The organism is Myxococcus sp. AB056, from assembly GCF_006547365.1.
GTDB lineage: Bacteria > Myxococcota > Myxococcia > Myxococcales > Myxococcaceae > Myxococcus > Myxococcus virescens.
Genome location: NZ_VHLB01000086.1, coordinates 20858 through 37575, shown reverse-complemented (window position 1 = coordinate 37575; position 16718 = coordinate 20858). Strand labels below are relative to the sequence as shown.

The window sequence follows — 16718 nt, the reverse complement described above, 5'->3', positions numbered from 1 at the left end:
GCTCTGCCCCAGCATGCCCAGCATCGCCTCCAGGTCCTCCATGCCCGGCATGCCGCCGCCCAGCATCTGGGAGGCCCCCGCCGCGCCGCGGTACAGCTGCGTCGCGATGGTGACCAGCCCCGGGAACTCCATGCCGCCCGCGCCTCCCGACAGCGGCGCCTGCACCACGCGGAAATGTGTGTACGGCAGCGCCCCCAGACGGCGCTCGAACTCCGCCAGCATCGACGTGGCGTACTTCAACACGCGCTCGCCCGCGGCCTGGTCCGCCGCGGTGTAGTGGCTCTCCACCGTGACGCCATTCACTGTGGCGGTGGAGCTCGTGTAGCCCCGCGACACGAAGAGGGGAAAGTCGCGCACCGCCGCGGCGGCGAAGGCGTAGCGCACCCGTCCATCCCGCTCCGGGACCTCTCCCATGGGCACGCCCGTGGCGTGCACCGCCCAGCCCGTGGGCACGGTGACGGTGGCCAACACATGCGCCGGCTCATAGAGGCCCAGGTCGCCAATCCCCTGCGGCCCATCCCAGGGCTGGCCGTTCTCGCCCACCGGCGGAACCTGGGGCACCACGCCCACCAGACTGATGAAATCCGCCGTGGCGGAGAAGGCCCCGTGGTCGCCGCCCGAAGGACGCCCGCCACCACCGCCCATCAAACCGCCAAGGAGGCCTCCCGCGGCCCCGCTCGAGGGCGCGGCGGCGCGCGGCACCAGGCCCTCCACCGCGACGTCCAGGACCGCGGCGGCGCCCGGCGGCACGGGCTCGGACTCCAGGGACAGGCGGTACAGCGTGGGCTCCGGCCGCTCCAGCTTGACGGGTCGGCCTCCCAGCTTCGCGTCCGACAGCGTCACCCGGCGGCCCTGCGCGTTGGGCGTCATCCGCAGGTACAGCTCGGTGAGCGGACGCTTCCGGGCCAGCACCTCCACCTGCACCCGGCCCTTCACCCCACGGGTCTCCGGGTCCACCTCCAGTTGCACGCGGTAGAGCGGCAGTTCCTCCAGGGGCCCCAGCACCTTCGCGGCCCGCTCACGCTCGGCGGGCTTCAGGTGCTGGAGGCACAGCTGCACCTCGGGAGAAACCAGGGGTTCCGCGGGCGCACTGCTCCACGCCGGCGTCCCGGAGAGCACACACCACAGCAGGCACCCATGGAGGAAGGTCCGCATGCGGCCATGCTAATTGACCCGGGTCACCCCTGCTCATCTACCCTGGACCTCCCATGCATTCTCGAACGCTCGTCATGGCCGCCACCCTGGGGCTGATGGCCTGTGCGCGGCAGGTGCCCGCCTCGGCCACGCCCACCTCCACCTCGACCGAGCCCCGTGCCGTTCGGCTCCTGCTGGACACGCCCGCCCGAGAGACACACACGCTGACCAAGCTGCGCGAAGACATCGAGGTGGACGCCACCGAAGGCGAGCGCACGCCGCGCGTCGTCGCCACCGGCCAGACGCCCACGCTGAACCTCGACGGACACCGGGCGCGCCTCTACGGCGACGCGAAGGGCACGCTCGGCATCGCCGTGGACAACTTCCTGCTGCTGGAGGTGCTGGACGCCAGTGGACAGGTGACTCGGCGCGCCACCGTGGGCTTCACCGAGGCGGTCCACATGGGCCGGGAGCAGGTGGACAGCGTGGGCCGCCGCGCCTTCAACTTCGAGGCGGGCGAAGTGGACATCACCCACCTGCTGCCCGACTCCGCCCCCTTCCAGGTCCGCGCGACCGCGCTGGACACCTGGGGCGTGGGACGGGTGAGCGACGTGTACCTGCTGCTCGCCCCGGGCAGCCGCGCCGACAACGACGACCTGCGCGACCAGTAGCCCCCGTGGCGCCGTCCCGCCCACGTCGAGGGCGGGACGAATCACGACCCCATCAGAAGCGGATCGCACCGGCCGGAGGAGGCGCCTGAAGCCGCGCACCTCCACCGCGCACCGAGCGGATGCCACCCAGCACGGCGTCACACACGGCGGGACTGCACACCTTATTAGGGTCCAGCGGGCTGGCGCCACCCTGCGTCGCCATCACCGCGCCCACCGTGCCGGCGGCGACCACCGCGCCAATGCCGGCCCACACGTACCAGCGGCCGTACCACGGCTTGGAGCCCTCCACCTCGGGCGTCTCCGGGTCCCCTGCGAACGACAGGCCCGGGGCCGTTTCGTCGTCGGGGTCCAGCTTCGAGGACGGCTCCAACACCGGGCTCTTCGGCACGTCGGCGGTGGCCACGGACGTGTCCAGCAGGGGCCGCAGGTTGCCCGTCACCTCGTACGTCCGGCCCGCGAATACGGTGATGTTGTGCACGTCCGGCTTGAAGCCCGGGGCCCGGAACTCAATCTCACGCGAACCCGGGCGCAGCAACACGTTGGCCTGCGGCACGGCGCCCACCTGCTGCCCGTCCACCATCACCACCGCGTCCGCCACGTCCGCCGTCAGCGTGGCGAAGCCCATGGTGGCGTCCATGGACACCAGCACCTCCGCCTGCGTGCCCGACTTCACGTCGATGCGCCGCGTGAAGTCGGCGTAACCCTGCCGGCGCACCACCAGGTGGTGCTCGCCCGGGCGGACCTCCACCGGCACGACGGCCGAGGTGAGGACGCCGAACTCCTTCCCATCCACGAACAGCTTCGCGCCGCGCACGTTGCCCGTCATCCGGACGAGCACCTCCGTCTTCACGGGCGTCAGCGGCGCCAGCAGCAGCTCGTCCTCGGCCGCGGGCTTCTTGCTTCCCTTGGCGGGCGCCTTCGCGCGCGCGGGCTTCTTGGCGGGCGCCTTCGCGGGCTTCTTCTTCACCACCTTGGGCTTGCCCGTCTTGGGCTTCGACGGTGCGGTGAGCGGCGCCAGGAAGTCATCCTGCGCGAGCACGGCCGAAGGGGCGGCCAGGACAGTCACCAGGGCGAAGACGACGATGCGGTGGAGGCTCATGACGAACCGAAGGTTAGAGAGTCATCCCAAGGGAATCAAACAGAGTCCCAGGGCCTTGCGGATTGGGAGAATATCCGCGCCCCATGCACCGCGTCCTGCCCACACTGGCCCTCCACCTCAGCGTCCTCTCCCTCACCGCGTGCTCCGCGAAGGCGCCGCCCCGAACGGAGCCCGTGCCGCCCCCTCCACCCGCGGTGAAGATTCCCGCCGGCTGCGAGCAGAACCAGGGCGGCGAGTACCACCACGCCGGGAACCCGGCCTTCCGGTACTACGGCGACGACGACGGCAGCACACTCTCACTGGCCGTCGTCCGCGCACATGACTCGAAAGCGGTGGACGCCCCGGACGCGGGCTCGCCGTCCATCGTCCTGCGGCGTACCCCTGCCGGCTTCGTGGGCGAAACGCGTGCCACCGGCTTTTCCGGCGCGGGGACGCCCTGCCCCGTCACCTTTCCGACAGAGGTGGTGCGGTGCACGGACGCGGGCCTGACGCTGCGCTCGGCCACCAGCACCTCCATCGACGAGGACTGCCGCACGGCTCCGTCGGGCGCACCCAGCGTGCGGCTGGAGCAGGTGCTGCTGCGGGGCCCGCCGGACGCGGGCACCTCGCCGGACACGGGCACCTAGAAACGCGAAAGGGGTGAGGCGGCGCGGTGCCAGCCTCACCCCCGGCCTTCCCGAAGGAAGGATGCCGCTCAGGCCGCGCGGCGGGGCTGCTCGTCGGCGGCGTCCACCGCGGGGGTGGACTCCACCAGCTTCATCCGGCCGGACAGTCCCTGCAGGAGGCTGGAGCTGCCCACGTACAGGAAGCCCGCCAGGAACAGCACGATGAAGGGCACCGACGTGTAGATGCGCGCGTCGATGGCGAACCACAGCGCGCCGGTGAAGTACGCGGCGAACAGCAGCTCCACCAGTGGCAGCAGCGACTTGCTGCCCTGGTACGCCTTCTTGACGGTGACGGCCTTCTTGCCCTCGGCGCCCGTCTTCGGCGTGCGCGCGAAGCCCGACTGCTGGTTGAGCAGCGCCTCGGCCACCGCCTTGGCGTTGCTGATGGCCATGCCGATGCCCAGGCTCATGAGGAAGGGCAGGTACTTCACCCGCTCCCACCCCTTCGCGCCGCGCTCACGCTGCGCCGCCACGTAGAAGAAGCAGACGCTGGCGGTGGCCGTGAGGAAGAAGGGCAGGTCCAGGAACAGCGTGCCGTAGAGGCCGTGCTGGAAGCGCACCACCATGCTGATGGGCATCAGCACCGACAGCAGCACCATCAACAGGTACGCCATGTTGTTGGTGAGGTGGAAGAACGCCTCGCGCTTCACCACCAGCGGCAGGTCGCTCTTGAGAATGGTGGGCAGCAGCTTCTTCGCCGTCTGGATGGAGCCCTTGGCCCAGCGGTGCTGCTGGCTCTTGAAGGCGTTCATGTCCACCGGCACCTCGGCCGGGGAGATGACCTCGGGCAGGAACACGAACTGCCAGCCCTTCAACTGGGCGCGGTAGCTCAGGTCCAGGTCCTCGGTGAGCGTGTCGTGCTGCCAGCCGCCCGCGTCGGAAATCGTGTCACGGCGCCAGATGCCGGCGGTGCCGTTGAAGTTGAAGAAGCAGCCCGCGCGGTTGCGCGCGGTGTGCTCGATGATGAAGTGCCCGTCCAGGAAGATGCTCTGGGCCTGCGTCAGCAGCGAGAACTCACGGTTCAGGTGGCCCCAGCGCACCTGCACCATGCCCACCTTGTCGTCCGAGAAGAACGGCACGGTGCGCATCAGGAAGTCGGGGCTCGGCACGAAGTCCGCGTCGAACACGGCCACGAACTGGCCCTTCGCCAGCTTCAGGCCGTTCTCCAGCGCCCCCGCCTTGAAGCCCTGGCGGTTGACGCGGTGGATGTAGACGATGTCATGCCCCTTCTGGCGCTGACGCTCCACGCACGCCCGGGCGATGCCACACGTCTCATCCGTCGAGTCGTCGAGGACCTGGATTTCGAGCAGGTCGCGCGGATAGTCGATGCGGCACACCGACTCCACCAGGCGCTCCACCACGTACATCTCATTGAAGATGGGGAGCTGGATGGTGACCTTGGGCAGCGACTCCAGCGCGCCCTTCGGCGTCGGCAGCTTGAACTTGTGCCGGTAGTACAGGAACGCCATCCGGTACCTGTGCGAGCCGTAGACTCCCAGCACGCACAAGAGACTGAAATAGACGCCCAGGAAGATGATCTCGACGGTGGTCATCGGTGACGCTCAACCCCTGCCACAGCCCAGAGGGCCTGCGGTCCTTCCGTGCGGAGTGGCCCGGCTGATTCCGTCTCGCGCGGACCGGCGCGAGATGGGTCATCCAAGCCCCCACATCGTATGTACCCGAAAAGACAAGGTTTTGACCTTCGGGGAGTGATCGGCGCCGGACAATAGGAATGCGTTCAAGGCTGTGTCAAACTATTCCCCGGATTTGAACGTTCCGTTCACGGGGCACTGACACCCTGCGTCACTCCTAGCACACCCAGCTTGTGTCCCTGGCGCCGGGGTTGAAACAACGCCAGGGGTTGACCGACCTGAGGGGTCAGCTCACCGCGCGGCGAGGTGCGCCCAGGCCCGGCGGGGTCTCCACGGCGGGAGCCTCCAGGACACCGGCTTCGTCGCGGGTGGCCAGCGCCAGGATGCGCTCCGTCAGCGCGGCGAAGTCCAGCCCGGCCCTGGCGGCGATTTTCGGCAGCAGGCTGGTGGGGGTGAAGCCCGGCAGCGTGTTCACCTCCAGCACCACGTCGTTTTCCGTGTCCGAGCACATCAGGTCCACCCGCGCCTGCCCGCGGCAGCCCAACGCGCGGTAGGCCGCCAGTGCCAGGGCCTCCACGTTGGCCACGCGCGTGGGAGACAGCCGGGGTGGGCAGAAGTACGCGGCCCCGCCCTTGTACTTGGCGTCGAAGTCGAAGCCCTCGCGCGGCGTGGCCACCTCGCAGCTGCCCAGCACCTGGCCTCCGAGGATGCCCACCGTGACTTCCCGGCCCGCCACGTAGCGCTCCACCAGGGCCTCGCCGCCGAACCGGCTGGCCTGCGCCACCGCGAACGCCAGCGCCTCCGGCTCACGCACCACGGCCAGCCCCACCGACGAGCCGCCGCACGCGGGCTTCACCACGCACGGGAAGCCCAGGTCGCCGTGCAGGGCCAGGGCGCGCCACGCGTCCTCGCGCGCCACCGTGTAGCCATGGGGCGTGGCCAGGTTGTGCACGCGGAAGAGCCGCTTGGCGAAGGACTTGTTCATGGCCAGCGCCGACGCCAGCACGCCCGAGCCCGTGTACGGCAGCTCCAGCAGCTCCAGCAGGCCCTGCACCCGGCCGTCCTCGCCCATGCGCCCGTGGAGCGCGACGAAGGCCACGTCCAGTTCGGCCGCGCGCAGTGCCCGGTCCAGGCCCGGCCCCGCGAAGATGCGGGTCACCTGATGGCCCCGGGACTCGAGCGCCGCCACCACGGCCTCTCCCGTCTTGAGCGAAATCTCCCGCTCCTCGCCCCACCCGCCCATCAGCACTCCCACGCGCTTGCCCATGTCGATGTTGCCTCCTGGGCGGAGCACAGAGCATGGATGATGCCAGCCACGCGGCGGTGGCTGAGCGGGACGGTCTCCCTCGGAGACCGCCTCGGGTGAGGGACTTCAGCCACGCCGTGCGCGAAGAGCAGGCGTGTCCTCCGGGCCGCGGCGTGGCCGGGGCGCCACGGAGCGGGCGGCCCGCGTCAGGCGCCGCTCCGTCTCCACGCCGCGAGCCGCGGACCTCGGGTGAGGCAGGTCAGCTGGCCGGGAACTCCGGCTCCAGGACGGGGCCCGGTCCGGTGGTGCCCGCGTCGTCCGGAAGCCCGGCGTCCAGCTCTTCGAAACCCGCGTCCAGCTCAGGGGTTCCCGAATCCGTGTTCAGGCCACCGTCGGTGTCCAGGCCACCGTCGGTGCCCGCATCGGAGCCGCCATCGGACGGCGCGCCGTCATCGGGGGCACACGCGTTGTCGACGCAGGTGTAGCCCTCCAGGCACTGGTTGAGCTCATCGCAGGGCTGCCCTTCCTCGTCGAAGTCGACGAGGAGGCTGCACGCGGACAGCCCGGTGCTCAGGGCCATGAAAGCAACGAGGTTTCGCAAGGGACGGCGCATGGCTAGTAGTTCCGGAGATCGTCATCGTCGAGTGCGGGCCGCTTCTTCTTCTCTTCCTCTCGCCGCCGCTCCTCCTGCCGACGCCGCTCTTCCTGCTCGCGCTGCGCCGCGGCCTCTTCCTGCTTGCGCCGCTCCTCCAGCTCCTTGCGCTGGCGCTCCACCTCTTCACGGCGCTTGCGGAGCTCTTCCTCTCGCTGGCGCGCCTCGTCCTCCTGCGCGCGCTTGTTGGACGTGCTGGACTCCTTCTGCTTCGAGGCCGGCGCCGTCTGCGCGGGAGGCGGAGGCATGGGCAACGGCTCCTTCTCCGCGGCGGGGGCCTCCTTCGGCGCGGGAGGCGTGTCCTGCGGCGCGGCAGCGGGGACGGGCGACGGCGCGGGGCGGCTCGCGCGGGAGGTCGACTTCGAACCACCGCCACCGCCGTTGGCGAAGGCCAGGTAGCCGCCCGCGCCCGCCGACGCGAGGCCCAGGAGGATGCCGACGTCGGCCACCAGCGCGTACGACTTGCCCGTGCTCTTGAGGTCCTGGGCGCGGCTGCTGTTCTGCGCCGCGCGCTTGAAGTCATCCGACTTCGCGGAGGCCTCCATGCCGAAGTAGACGCCGCCGGCCAGCAGCGCCACGCCGGTGGCCATCAGCACGTAGCCCACGGTGCGGCGCGTGTTGCTGACGCCACCCGCGAAGTGCGTCACCGGCTTTCCGTCCTGGCGCGGCGCATCCGCCGACACCAACTGCGTCAGCAGCGCCTGCGAACCATCCACCAGCCCCTCCCCGCGCGGCACCGTCCCCAGCGCGTAGGCCTGGTTGTGGCCATCCGACACGTCCAGGCGCAGGCCCGTCACCTCCAGCGGAGCAGTCCCGGCGCCACCGCGCACCAGGAGCGCCAGCACCTGGGACACACCCGCGAGCGTTCCCAGCTCACGCAGGGCCGCGTCGCGCTCCGGGCTCTCCGGCTTGCGCGCCGCCTGCTCGGTGAACGTCTGCAGGCCCTTCTGCGCCGCCACAGGGGCCAGCGACAAGCTGACCTCGCCCTCACGCTCCCGGCGCTGCGTCAGCGCGTAGCCCGGCGCCACCACCGTCACGTAGTGGTCCGCGGCCGTGAGGTCGGCGACGTCCACCGGCGAGATGCCCCGGAACTGGCCGTCCACGAACACCTGGGCCGGTACCGGCTCGGTGCTCACGCGCAGGCTGGCCTTGGTGCCGGTGAGCACCGCCTTGCGCTCCTTCTCCACGAAGGTCATCTCCTCCGGCGGGAAGAAGTTGGGCGAGAAGCGCGCCTCCGGGTTCAGCGCCAGCGCGGTGCGAATCTCCAGCTGCGCGGCGGTGTTCTCACCGTTGGCCACCTGCGACGCGGCCTTCATCACCCGCGCGCGGCTCAGCTCGGTGAAGCGCTGGGAGAGGTCGGCGCCCTCGTAGCCGCGCACCGCCTTGTCGAAGTGCTCGAGCGCCTTTTCGGTGTCGAGCTCGTCGTAGGCGCGTTGGCCCGCCTTCATCGCTTCGGCGGCCTCGTCCTCACGGGCCTGACGCTCGCGCTGCCCGTCCGCGTCCAACGCGTCCGACAGGCGCACCAGCTTCAGCCGCCCCGAGCGCGTCACCGCCAGCTCCGCCTCGCGCGCCAGCCGGGCCGCGTCGCCACGGGCCGCCGCGTCCAACGCAATGGCCACCACGGTGACCGATGCCGCATCGGCCGGCGCATCCGCCGTCGCCGCGCTCAAGGCCCGGGGTACCAGCCGCGAGGACACCGGCGTCTGCGCCGCCGCGGGTCCCACGGCCAGCAGTCCCACCAGCCATCCACTCAACGCGGCGTGAACCGCTCGCACATTCGAAGGTCGCATCTCTCGTTCACCTTTTGCCCGTTGCGCATCAAACGGACTGCACAGCGAAATGCAAGTGAGAAGGAGTCCTCAACGACCCGCTGCCCGGGATGGAGTGCGCGCGGGAGCGGAGGCCATTCCGTGGAGATAGTCCAGGGCGACCCTCAAGGGATAGTCCTCCAGCTTCGCCGTGACGTCCCAGGGCTTGAGATTCTCCGGCAGCCCTCGAGGCTCCGGCGCGGCGGGCTCGGTCGCCGCCGTCGGCTCGGCGCGGAAGTGGCGCTGCAGGTCCTTCTCCCGCACCACGTCGCGCGGCACCTTGCCTCCTGGCTCGTCGGGGACGAGGAAGTCCGGAGTGATGCCGCGCTCCTGGATGCTGCGGCCCTTGGGCGTGTAGTAGCGCGCGATGGTCAGCTTCAGCCCGGAGCCGTCCTCCAGCTCGATGACCGTCTGGACACTGCCCTTGCCGAAGGTGGGCGCGCCCAGGATGGTCGCGCGGCCATGGTCCTGGAGCGCGCCCGCCACGATTTCGGACGCGGAGGCGCTGCCCGCGTTGACCAGCACCACGACGGGGTAATCCTTCTCCGTGTCGCGGTCCTTGCTGCGCTCCACGGTGGCGTTTCGGCCATCCCGCCCCCGCGTGGAGACGATGGGCAGATTGCCCGGCAGGAACCGGTCGCTCACCGCCACCGCCTGGTCCAGCAGCCCGCCCGGGTTGTTGCGCAGGTCCAGCACCAGCCCGCGCAGCTCCTTGCCGCCGTTGAGCGCGCGCAGCCGGTCCAGCTCCTTGCGGAGGTACAGGTCGGTGCGGTCCTGGAAGTTCTTCACCTTCACATGGCCGATGCCACCATGCAGCGCGCCCTCCACGGACACGATGCGGATGTGGTCCCGGATGATGGCAATCTCGCGCGGTGCGCTGAAGCCCGCGCGCATGATGGTCAGCAGCACGCGCCCGCCGGCCGGGCCACGCATCTTCTGCAGCGCGCGCCCCACGTCCATGCCCTCGGTCCGCTCACCGTCGATGCCGACCAGCTCATCGCCGGCCTTGATGCCCGCGCGCGCCGCGGGCGTGTCGTCGATGGGCGCCACCACGACAATGCGCTCGCCCTTGCGCGCGATTTCGATGCCCAGGCCGCCCCACTCGCCCGAGGTGTCGATTTTCATCTCCCGGTACACGTCGGGCGGGAGGAACACCGTGTGCGGATCCAACGTCTCCAACATGCCCTGGATGGCGCCGTACATGAGCCGCTGGCGATCCGGCGACTCCACGTAGTTGTTCTCCACGTAGGAGAGCACCCGCGCGAACACCTCCAGTTGCCGGTACGTGGCGTCGTCGCGCTCGGCCTGCTCCGCGCGGCCCGCCGTCCCCGCGTCCTTCCTGAGCGGCTCCGCGGCATGCGCCCACGGAGCACTCAGGAGGAAGAAGGCGGCCAGCGCCGCGCGCCATGGCTGGGAGGAACCCGTCACGTCGGTACGTCCTTTCCCGGGGCGGCCCCGGAAGGCTCGTACCAGTCTACCCGGCCCTCACAGCTCCGCCGAGTCGGCGAAACGCACCAGGTGCGACACCAGCTCGTCCGGGCGCTCCAGTTGCGGCACGTGCCCGAAGCCATCCACCACGCGCACCTGCGCATGGGCAGGCAGGTGGGCGCGGTACCATTTCAGCGTCTCCGACGGCAGCAGCCGCTCACTGCCGCCCCACAGGAACAGCAGCGGCATGGCCAGGTTGCGCACCTGCTCCGGCTCCAGGCAGGCGCGCGTGGCCAGCGCCTCCGCGGTCAGCGCCCGCACGGTGGGTGTGTCGTAGAAGTGCCGCAGCTCGTAGGCGAACAGCAGCGCGGGCAGGGGCGGACGGTGGAATAAGCGCCGCGTGAAGGCACGCGCCTCCGCGGGGGACTTCACGACGAACGAGTTGAGCAGCGCGGTGTTCTCCGCCTCCGGCAGTTGCGCGCCCGCGGGAGCCACCAGCGCCAGCGCGCGGACCCATTCGGGGTACTCCGCCGCCAGGTTCACCGCCATGGCGCCCCCCAGCGAGTTGCCCACCACGAAGGCCGGCGCCTTCACCACCTCTTCCACGTAGGCGCGCAGCACGTCGAACTGGTTGCGCACGCACACCTCGCCGCCGCAGTACTCCACGGAGAAGCCGTGCCCAGGCAAGTCCGGGGCGTACACGCGCGAGAAGCGCTTCGCCATCCCGAAGAGCGTGCGTCCGAAGCCGTTCGCCGAGCCGCCCAGCCCGTGCACCAGCACCACCGGCGGCCCCTTGCCCTGCCCCGTCAATGCGTAGTGGTGCACCGTCTGGCCACCGACCTGCACTGTCGTGGACTCGACACCTCGCGCCACCAGCATGTGCCGCAGCGCCTTTTGCATTCCGCCCATCAGGTCCATGCGCTCGCCTGCTCCTCGCAGAAGGGTCCCACGACAATAACAACGCGTCCGCGAACTTGCCGCAATGCGTCAGGGCCCGGGCGCCAGCCACAGGGCGGGGTCGACCGCCTGCCCGCCTTTGCGCACCTCAAAGTACAGGTAGGCCCCCTTGAGGGAGCCGGTGTCCCCCACCTCACCCACCACGTCTCCGGGGAGCACCATGTGGCCGAGCTCGGGGGTGATGGAGGACAGGTGGGCCATGAGGGTGTGGTAGCCGTCGCCGTGATCCAGGATGAGCAGGTTGCCGTAGCCGCGGAGTGCGCCGGCGTAGGCGACGGTGCCCTCGGCCACGGCCCGCACCGGCGTGCCCGCGGCGGCGCGGATGTCCAGGCCCTTCTGGACGGTGACAGTGTTGAAGCGCGGGTTGACGACCTTGCCGAAGCCCACCTCGACGATGCCTGACACGGGCCGGGGAAGCCTGCCGCGCAGCGCGCCGAAGCCGCTCGTCGCGGGCAGCTCCTTCAGGTCCTGCACCATGCGCGTCAGCTCCGCGTCGGCCTGCTCCAGCTCGCGCACCGCGCGCCGGGCCAGCTCCGCCTCGCCCGCGAGCGTGCCGACCACCTCCTCCAGCCCTTCCTGCTGCATGCGGGCCAGCCGCTCCTGCTCCTGGAGGAAGGCCATGCGCGCGGCGAGCGACGCATGGAGCCGCTCCAGCTCGCGCGCCGCCTGACGCTGCAGCCGCGCCACACGCTGCACGGTGCGCAGCAGCTCCAGGTCACCGGACATGCTGGCCTCCAGCGCCCGGGCACGCCACACCAGCGCGGCGAAGTCCTCCGCCGACAGCAGCACCTCCAGCGGGCGGCGGCGCATCAGGCGGTACAGCGTGCGCAGGCGCGGAGACAGCCGGCGCAGTTGCAGCCGCAGCGCCTCGGCCAGCACGGCCTGCTCGCGCTCCGCCAGCAGCACGCGCCGGCGGAACACCGCCAGGTCCCCTTCCAGCGAGCGCACGCGCCGGCGGGAGAAGGCGGCCATCTCCTGCATCAGCTCCACGCCTTCCAACACGGAGAGCTTCTTCGCCTCCACCAACGCCAGCGTCGCGCGCTGCGCGCTCAGCCGCTCACGCACCGCGGCCTGTTCGGCCTCCTCGGCCGCCGTCGCCGGAGCCGCCGCCGCGGCCGTCGAGGCCCACAGCCCCAATGCCAGGAGGAGGCGCCAGCTCATACGCGGAGGAAGCGCCCCACGGCGACGAAGCTGCCGCCCAGTCCCAGGCCGCAGCCAGCGCACAGCAGCTCCAGCGCCAGCCGGGGCTCCACCCACGGCGCCGCGACGCCGGGCCCCAACAGGAAGGCGAAGAGCGCGCCCAACGTGGGCCCCAGCACCCGGCCGAAGGCCCAGAGCCCGAAGAGCGCCACCGCCGCGCCCAGCACGCCCTGGAGCAGGCCCTCCAGCAGGAAGGGCGCCTTGACGAAGCGGTCCGTGGCGCCCACCAGCTTCTGGATTTCAATCTCGCCGCGCCGCGAATAGATGGCCAACTGCAGCGTCGCCGCCACGATGACCACGGTGGCGCCCAGCACCACCGCGAAGGCCACCAACGAGCCGAAGCGCAGCGCCCGGGCGATAGCGGACAGCCGCTGCACCGCCGCCTCGCCATAGTCCACGCCGGCCACGCCAGGCGTTGCTCGCAGCGCCTTCGCCAACGCCAGGAGCGCGTCCGGGTTGCGCCGCTCCGGCGGCACGCGCAGCTCCAGCGACACCGGCAGCGGGTTCTCCGGCAGCTCCGCCAGCGCCTCGCCCAGGTCGCCCAGCTCCGTGCGCAGCCGTGAGAGCGCGGCGTCCGGCGACACCAGCGTCACCTCACCCCCGCTGAGCGCCAGCACGCGGGCTCGCACCCCGTGGACCTCGTCCGCGTCCAGTTCCGGCGCCAGGTACACCGTCACCTCCACCTCGCCGCCGAGCGACGCCAGGAGGTTGTCCAGCACCCGCGCCGCGCCCCGGGCCATGCCCGCGGAGAACAAGGCGATGGCGATGGTCGTCACCGCGATGAAGTGCACGAAGGGCGAGTGCTTCAGCCCCACCGCCGCCGAGCGGCAGAAGTACGTCACCTTCGACAGCGCGCTCATACCACCATCCGGCGCGCCGCCTTGACGCCGTCCTCGTCGGACACAATCTGCCCGCGCTCCAGGCGCACGGTGCGCTTCTGGTAGCGCGACAGCAGCGTCGCGTCGTGCGTGGCCACCATCACCGTGGTGCCGCGCACGTTGACCTGCGTGAGCAGGTCCATGATTTCGACGGTGAGCGCCGGGTCCAGGTTGCCGGTGGGCTCATCCGCCAGGAGGATGGTGGGGTCATTGACGAGCGCCCGCGCGATGACGACGCGCTGCTGCTCTCCACCCGACAGGCGCAGCGGGAACGAGCCCGCCTTGTGCTCCAGCCCCACCAGCTTGAGCATGCGCCGCACCTTCTCGCGCGCCTCCGCGCGGGGCACACCCAGCACGTCCAGCGTGAAGGACACGTTGTCCTCCACCGTCCGGTGCGGCAGCAGCTTGAAGTCCTGGAACACCACCCCGATGTTGCGCCGCAGGTACGGCACCGCGGACTCACGGATGCGGGCGATGTTGCGGCCGCCCACGAGAATCTGCCCCTTGGTGGCCTTCTCCGCGCAGAAGATGAGCTTCAGCAGCGTCGTCTTCCCCGCGCCCGAAGGGCCCGTGAGGAACACGAACTCGCCCTTCTCCACGTTGAGGTTGATGTCCGACAACACCGGTGGGTCGCCGGGATACGCCTTGTATACGTGGAAGAACTGAATCATGGCGGCGAGCGGAAGGCCGCCAACCTACCACGCCCGGGCGGCATCCCCCACGCACGCCCCGCGAGAGGGACTCCTGCCCGCTCGCCCAGGCCGTACGAAGCCCTGGAGACATGTCCGGACGGGCCCGCCAGGCGCCCACATCCGGAAGACCGCGTGGGCGGCTACTGCTCGCCCTCACCCGCGAGGTAGCTGAGGATGACCTCGTCGAGGCTCTTCTCCGAGATGAGGTCCTCGCCGAAGAGCGTCTCCACGCCAATCTCGTTGATCTTCGGCTTCTCCTTGAGGGCGCGCGCCGCGGCGACCTCCGGAGGAACCACCACGGGCGCGGGGACCGCCACGGGAGGAGGAGGCGGAGGCGGTCGCTGCGCCATGGACTGGCCGGGCTGCAGCTTCACCTGCGCCGGGTCTGTGTCCGCCGCGAGCTGACCGGGCTGGTAGCTGCGCGCGGTGGACTCGTAGCTGTCGTACACCCCGTTGATGAGGTTGCGCAGCATCTCCTTGTGCTGCTCCTCCATCAACTCACGCACGACCTCCGCGAGGTTCTCCGCGTTGAGGATGTCCGCGTAGGACGTCTTCTTCGACGCGAGGATGTTCCCGCCCACGAACAGGTGGGTGATGATGTGGGGGTTGTTGACGCCCGAGTCCTCAGTCTGGACGTGGTAGACCTTCCCCTTGTGCTTGATGTTGTGATTGAAGCCGGTGACGGCTTTTTCGAAGGTTTTCGTCATCGCCGAAGTCGCGGACCGTAGCAGCCGCATCCGCACGACACAAGGTAAGCGTGACCTGCTTGCATCCTTCGTGCTGCCACACGCACACGAGTGACTCCCTGGCCCACCAACCGTGCAGGCCACGGCGATTGCCCGGCAGTTCCGTTGAAAAGCTGAAAGCGGCTGGGATACGTACAGGCTGACGGACGGGGTTCTCGACACCCCCACCAACGGCGAGGACGCCCGGATGAAGACCCAAGAGATTGAAAAGAAGGTGCGCCAGCAAGACGCCCAGGTGCTGGCGCAGGGGTACTCGCCCGCCATCCGCGCGATGGAGATCGCCGCCATCGTCTCCTTCGTCTCGCTGGAGGTGGCGCTGGTGTACCGGCTGTGGGGCAACCCCTATGCGGGCACGTGGCTGCTGCTCAGCGCGGTGCTGCTGGGCTACCTCGCCGCGGACTTCGTCTCCGGCTTCGTCCACTGGATGGGCGACACGTGGGGCTCCACGGAGATGCCGCTGCTGGGCAAGGCGCTCATCCGCCCTTTCCGCGAGCACCACGTGGACGAGAAGGCCATCACCCGCCACGACTTCGTGGAGACCAACGGCAACAACTGCCTCATCTCCCTGCCGGTGGCCATCATCGCCCTGTGCCTGCCCATGAGCGGCCCGGGCTGGGTGTTCTGCGCGTCCTTTCTCGGCGCGATGATTTTCTGGGTGATGGCGACCAACCAGTTCCACAAGTGGTCGCACATGGACTCGCCGCCCGCGCTCGTCGGCTTCCTCCAGCGCGTGCACCTCATCCTGCCCCCCGACCACCACCGCATCCATCACACCAAGCCGTACAACAAGTACTACTGCATCACCGTGGGCTGGATGAACAAGCCGCTGACGATGGTCCACTTCTTCCCCACCGCCGAGCGGATCATCACCTGGGCCACGGGCCTGCTGCCGCGCCAGGACGACATCGGAGCGGAGGCGGCGCGCGCGCTGGTGGTCGCCGCGGGTGGCAGCGAGGCCCCGGTGGTCCAAGCGGCCAAGGAGCTGCTCACCCAGGCCACCGTGCAGGAGAAGCCCGCCTCCACGCGGCCGTAGTCCTCCGCCGTACCAGAACGCCCGCCCGGCCTGCCGCGGCGGGCGTTCGTGCGTCCGCGGCACGCCCCCGTCAGAAGGTCAGGTCCACCTGCTCCGCCGCGGTGATGGGCCGGCCCAGGAACCGGGCCCCCACCTCCATGAAGCGCTCCGGCACGTCGGTGACGTAGTACGCGTGCTCCGGCGTGCCTCGTGACGCCGGCGCCAGTCCGTCCTGCTCCGACAGCAGCGCGGCCACCGCGTCCGCGGTGGCCTCCGCCGAGTCCACCAGCGCCACCTGGGGCCCCACCACCTCCGCGATGACGCCCTTGAGCAGCGGGTAGTGCGTGCAGCCCAGCACCAGGGTGTCCACGCCGTCGCGGGTGAACTCGGCCAGGTAGTCGCGCGCCACCAGCAGGGGCACGTCGCCCGTGGTCCACCCCTCTTCCGCCAGCGGCACGAAGAGCGGACAGGCGCGGGCCTTCGCCCGCACCCGTGGATCCGCGGACTCGAGGGCACGCTGGTAGGCGCCTGAGCGGATGGTGCCGGGTGTGCCGATGATACCCACCCCGCCCCCCTGCGTGCGCGCCAGCGCCGCCCGCGCGCCGGGGAGGATGACGCCCACCACCGGCACTGGCAGCGCCGCCTCCAGCGCGGGCAGCGCCACAGCCGAAGCGGTGTTGCACGCCACCACCAGCAGCTTGATGCCGCGCTCCAGGAGGAACTCCGCGTTCTTCAGCGAGTAGCGCGTCACCACCTCGCCGGACTTGGTGCCGTAGGGCACCCGCGCGGTGTCCCCCAGATACACCGTGCTCTCGTGGGGGAGCCGGGCCATGAGGGCCTTGAGGACGGTGAGTCCGCCGACGCCTGAATCGAAGACACCAATGGGACTGTGGCTGCCTTGCCGCATGGAGCGTGTCCCTATCACGTTTGATGCCAAC

At 70.4% G+C, this 16718-nt stretch carries 15 protein-coding genes and 1 pseudogene; 3 read left to right on the top strand and 13 right to left on the bottom strand.

Annotation, left to right across the window (positions count from 1 at the left end):
• Positions 1–1155, bottom strand: a pseudogene (locus FMP39_RS29195) (aminopeptidase); the annotation flags it as partial.
• Positions 1156–1208: 53 nt separating this feature from the next.
• On the opposite strand from FMP39_RS29195, the gene FMP39_RS29190 reads away from it, so the two are divergent.
• Complete coding sequence (locus FMP39_RS29190; RefSeq protein ID WP_141593393.1) at positions 1209–1805, top strand: hypothetical protein; 597 nt, start codon at positions 1209–1211, stop codon at positions 1803–1805.
• A 52-nt stretch (positions 1806–1857) separates the two neighbouring features.
• On the opposite strand, the gene FMP39_RS29185 is transcribed toward FMP39_RS29190, so the two are convergent.
• Positions 1858–2904 carry a PEGA domain-containing protein gene (locus tag FMP39_RS29185; protein ID WP_141593392.1) on the bottom strand — a complete coding sequence of 349 codons (1047 nt, stop codon included), beginning with the start codon at positions 2902–2904 and terminating at the stop codon, positions 1858–1860.
• Between the two features lie 83 nt (positions 2905–2987).
• Between FMP39_RS29185 and FMP39_RS29180 the strand changes: the two genes are divergently transcribed.
• The gene (locus FMP39_RS29180; protein WP_194858606.1) at positions 2988–3530 is read left to right on the top strand and encodes a hypothetical protein; all 543 of its coding nucleotides are present in this window, start codon (positions 2988–2990) and stop codon (positions 3528–3530) included.
• Positions 3531–3598: 68 nt separating this feature from the next.
• Here the strand turns inward: FMP39_RS29180 and FMP39_RS29175 are convergent, their stop codons facing one another.
• From FMP39_RS29175 to FMP39_RS29130, 10 genes are all read right to left on the bottom strand, one after another.
• On the bottom strand, positions 3599–5122 hold the full coding sequence (locus FMP39_RS29175) for a cellulose synthase family protein (protein WP_141593390.1): 1524 nt from the start codon (positions 5120–5122) through the stop codon (positions 3599–3601).
• Positions 5123–5447: 325 nt separating this feature from the next.
• Positions 5448–6428 carry a D-alanine--D-alanine ligase gene (locus FMP39_RS29170; RefSeq protein ID WP_141593389.1) on the bottom strand — a complete coding sequence of 327 codons (981 nt, stop codon included), beginning with the start codon at positions 6426–6428 and terminating at the stop codon, positions 5448–5450.
• A 238-nt stretch (positions 6429–6666) separates the two neighbouring features.
• Positions 6667–7020: a hypothetical protein gene (locus FMP39_RS29165; protein WP_141593388.1), complete on the bottom strand. Its 354-nt coding sequence runs from the start codon at positions 7018–7020 to the stop codon at positions 6667–6669.
• A gap of 2 nt (positions 7021–7022) precedes the next feature.
• Positions 7023–8849 carry a PEGA domain-containing protein gene (locus FMP39_RS29160; RefSeq protein ID WP_141593387.1) on the bottom strand — a complete coding sequence of 609 codons (1827 nt, stop codon included), beginning with the start codon at positions 8847–8849 and terminating at the stop codon, positions 7023–7025.
• Positions 8850–8918: 69 nt separating this feature from the next.
• On the bottom strand, positions 8919–10295 hold the full coding sequence (locus FMP39_RS29155) for a S41 family peptidase (protein ID WP_141593386.1): 1377 nt from the start codon (positions 10293–10295) through the stop codon (positions 8919–8921).
• A 57-nt stretch (positions 10296–10352) separates the two neighbouring features.
• Complete coding sequence (locus tag FMP39_RS29150; protein ID WP_141593385.1) at positions 10353–11213, bottom strand: alpha/beta fold hydrolase; 861 nt, start codon at positions 11211–11213, stop codon at positions 10353–10355.
• A gap of 69 nt (positions 11214–11282) precedes the next feature.
• On the bottom strand, positions 11283–12413 hold the full coding sequence (locus FMP39_RS29145) for a murein hydrolase activator EnvC (protein WP_228558428.1): 1131 nt from the start codon (positions 12411–12413) through the stop codon (positions 11283–11285).
• Positions 12410–13312, bottom strand: coding sequence for an ABC transporter permease (locus tag FMP39_RS29140; protein ID WP_141593383.1), 903 nt, complete (start codon positions 13310–13312; stop codon positions 12410–12412). Before FMP39_RS29140 ends, FMP39_RS29145 begins: the two co-directional genes overlap by 4 nt.
• The gene (gene ftsE / locus FMP39_RS29135) at positions 13309–14001 is read right to left on the bottom strand and encodes a cell division ATP-binding protein FtsE (RefSeq protein ID WP_011555699.1); all 693 of its coding nucleotides are present in this window, start codon (positions 13999–14001) and stop codon (positions 13309–13311) included. Before ftsE ends, FMP39_RS29140 begins: the two co-directional genes overlap by 4 nt.
• Before the next feature lie 161 nt (positions 14002–14162).
• The gene (locus FMP39_RS29130) at positions 14163–14729 is read right to left on the bottom strand and encodes a hypothetical protein (protein WP_090490308.1); all 567 of its coding nucleotides are present in this window, start codon (positions 14727–14729) and stop codon (positions 14163–14165) included.
• Between the two features lie 226 nt (positions 14730–14955).
• On the opposite strand from FMP39_RS29130, the gene carF reads away from it, so the two are divergent.
• Complete coding sequence (gene carF, locus FMP39_RS29125; RefSeq protein WP_141593382.1) at positions 14956–15801, top strand: plasmanylethanolamine desaturase; 846 nt, start codon at positions 14956–14958, stop codon at positions 15799–15801.
• A 70-nt stretch (positions 15802–15871) separates the two neighbouring features.
• On the opposite strand, the gene murI is transcribed toward carF, so the two are convergent.
• On the bottom strand, positions 15872–16687 hold the full coding sequence (gene murI, locus FMP39_RS29120) for a glutamate racemase (protein WP_141593381.1): 816 nt from the start codon (positions 16685–16687) through the stop codon (positions 15872–15874).
• Between the last annotated feature and the right edge of the window lie 31 nt (positions 16688–16718).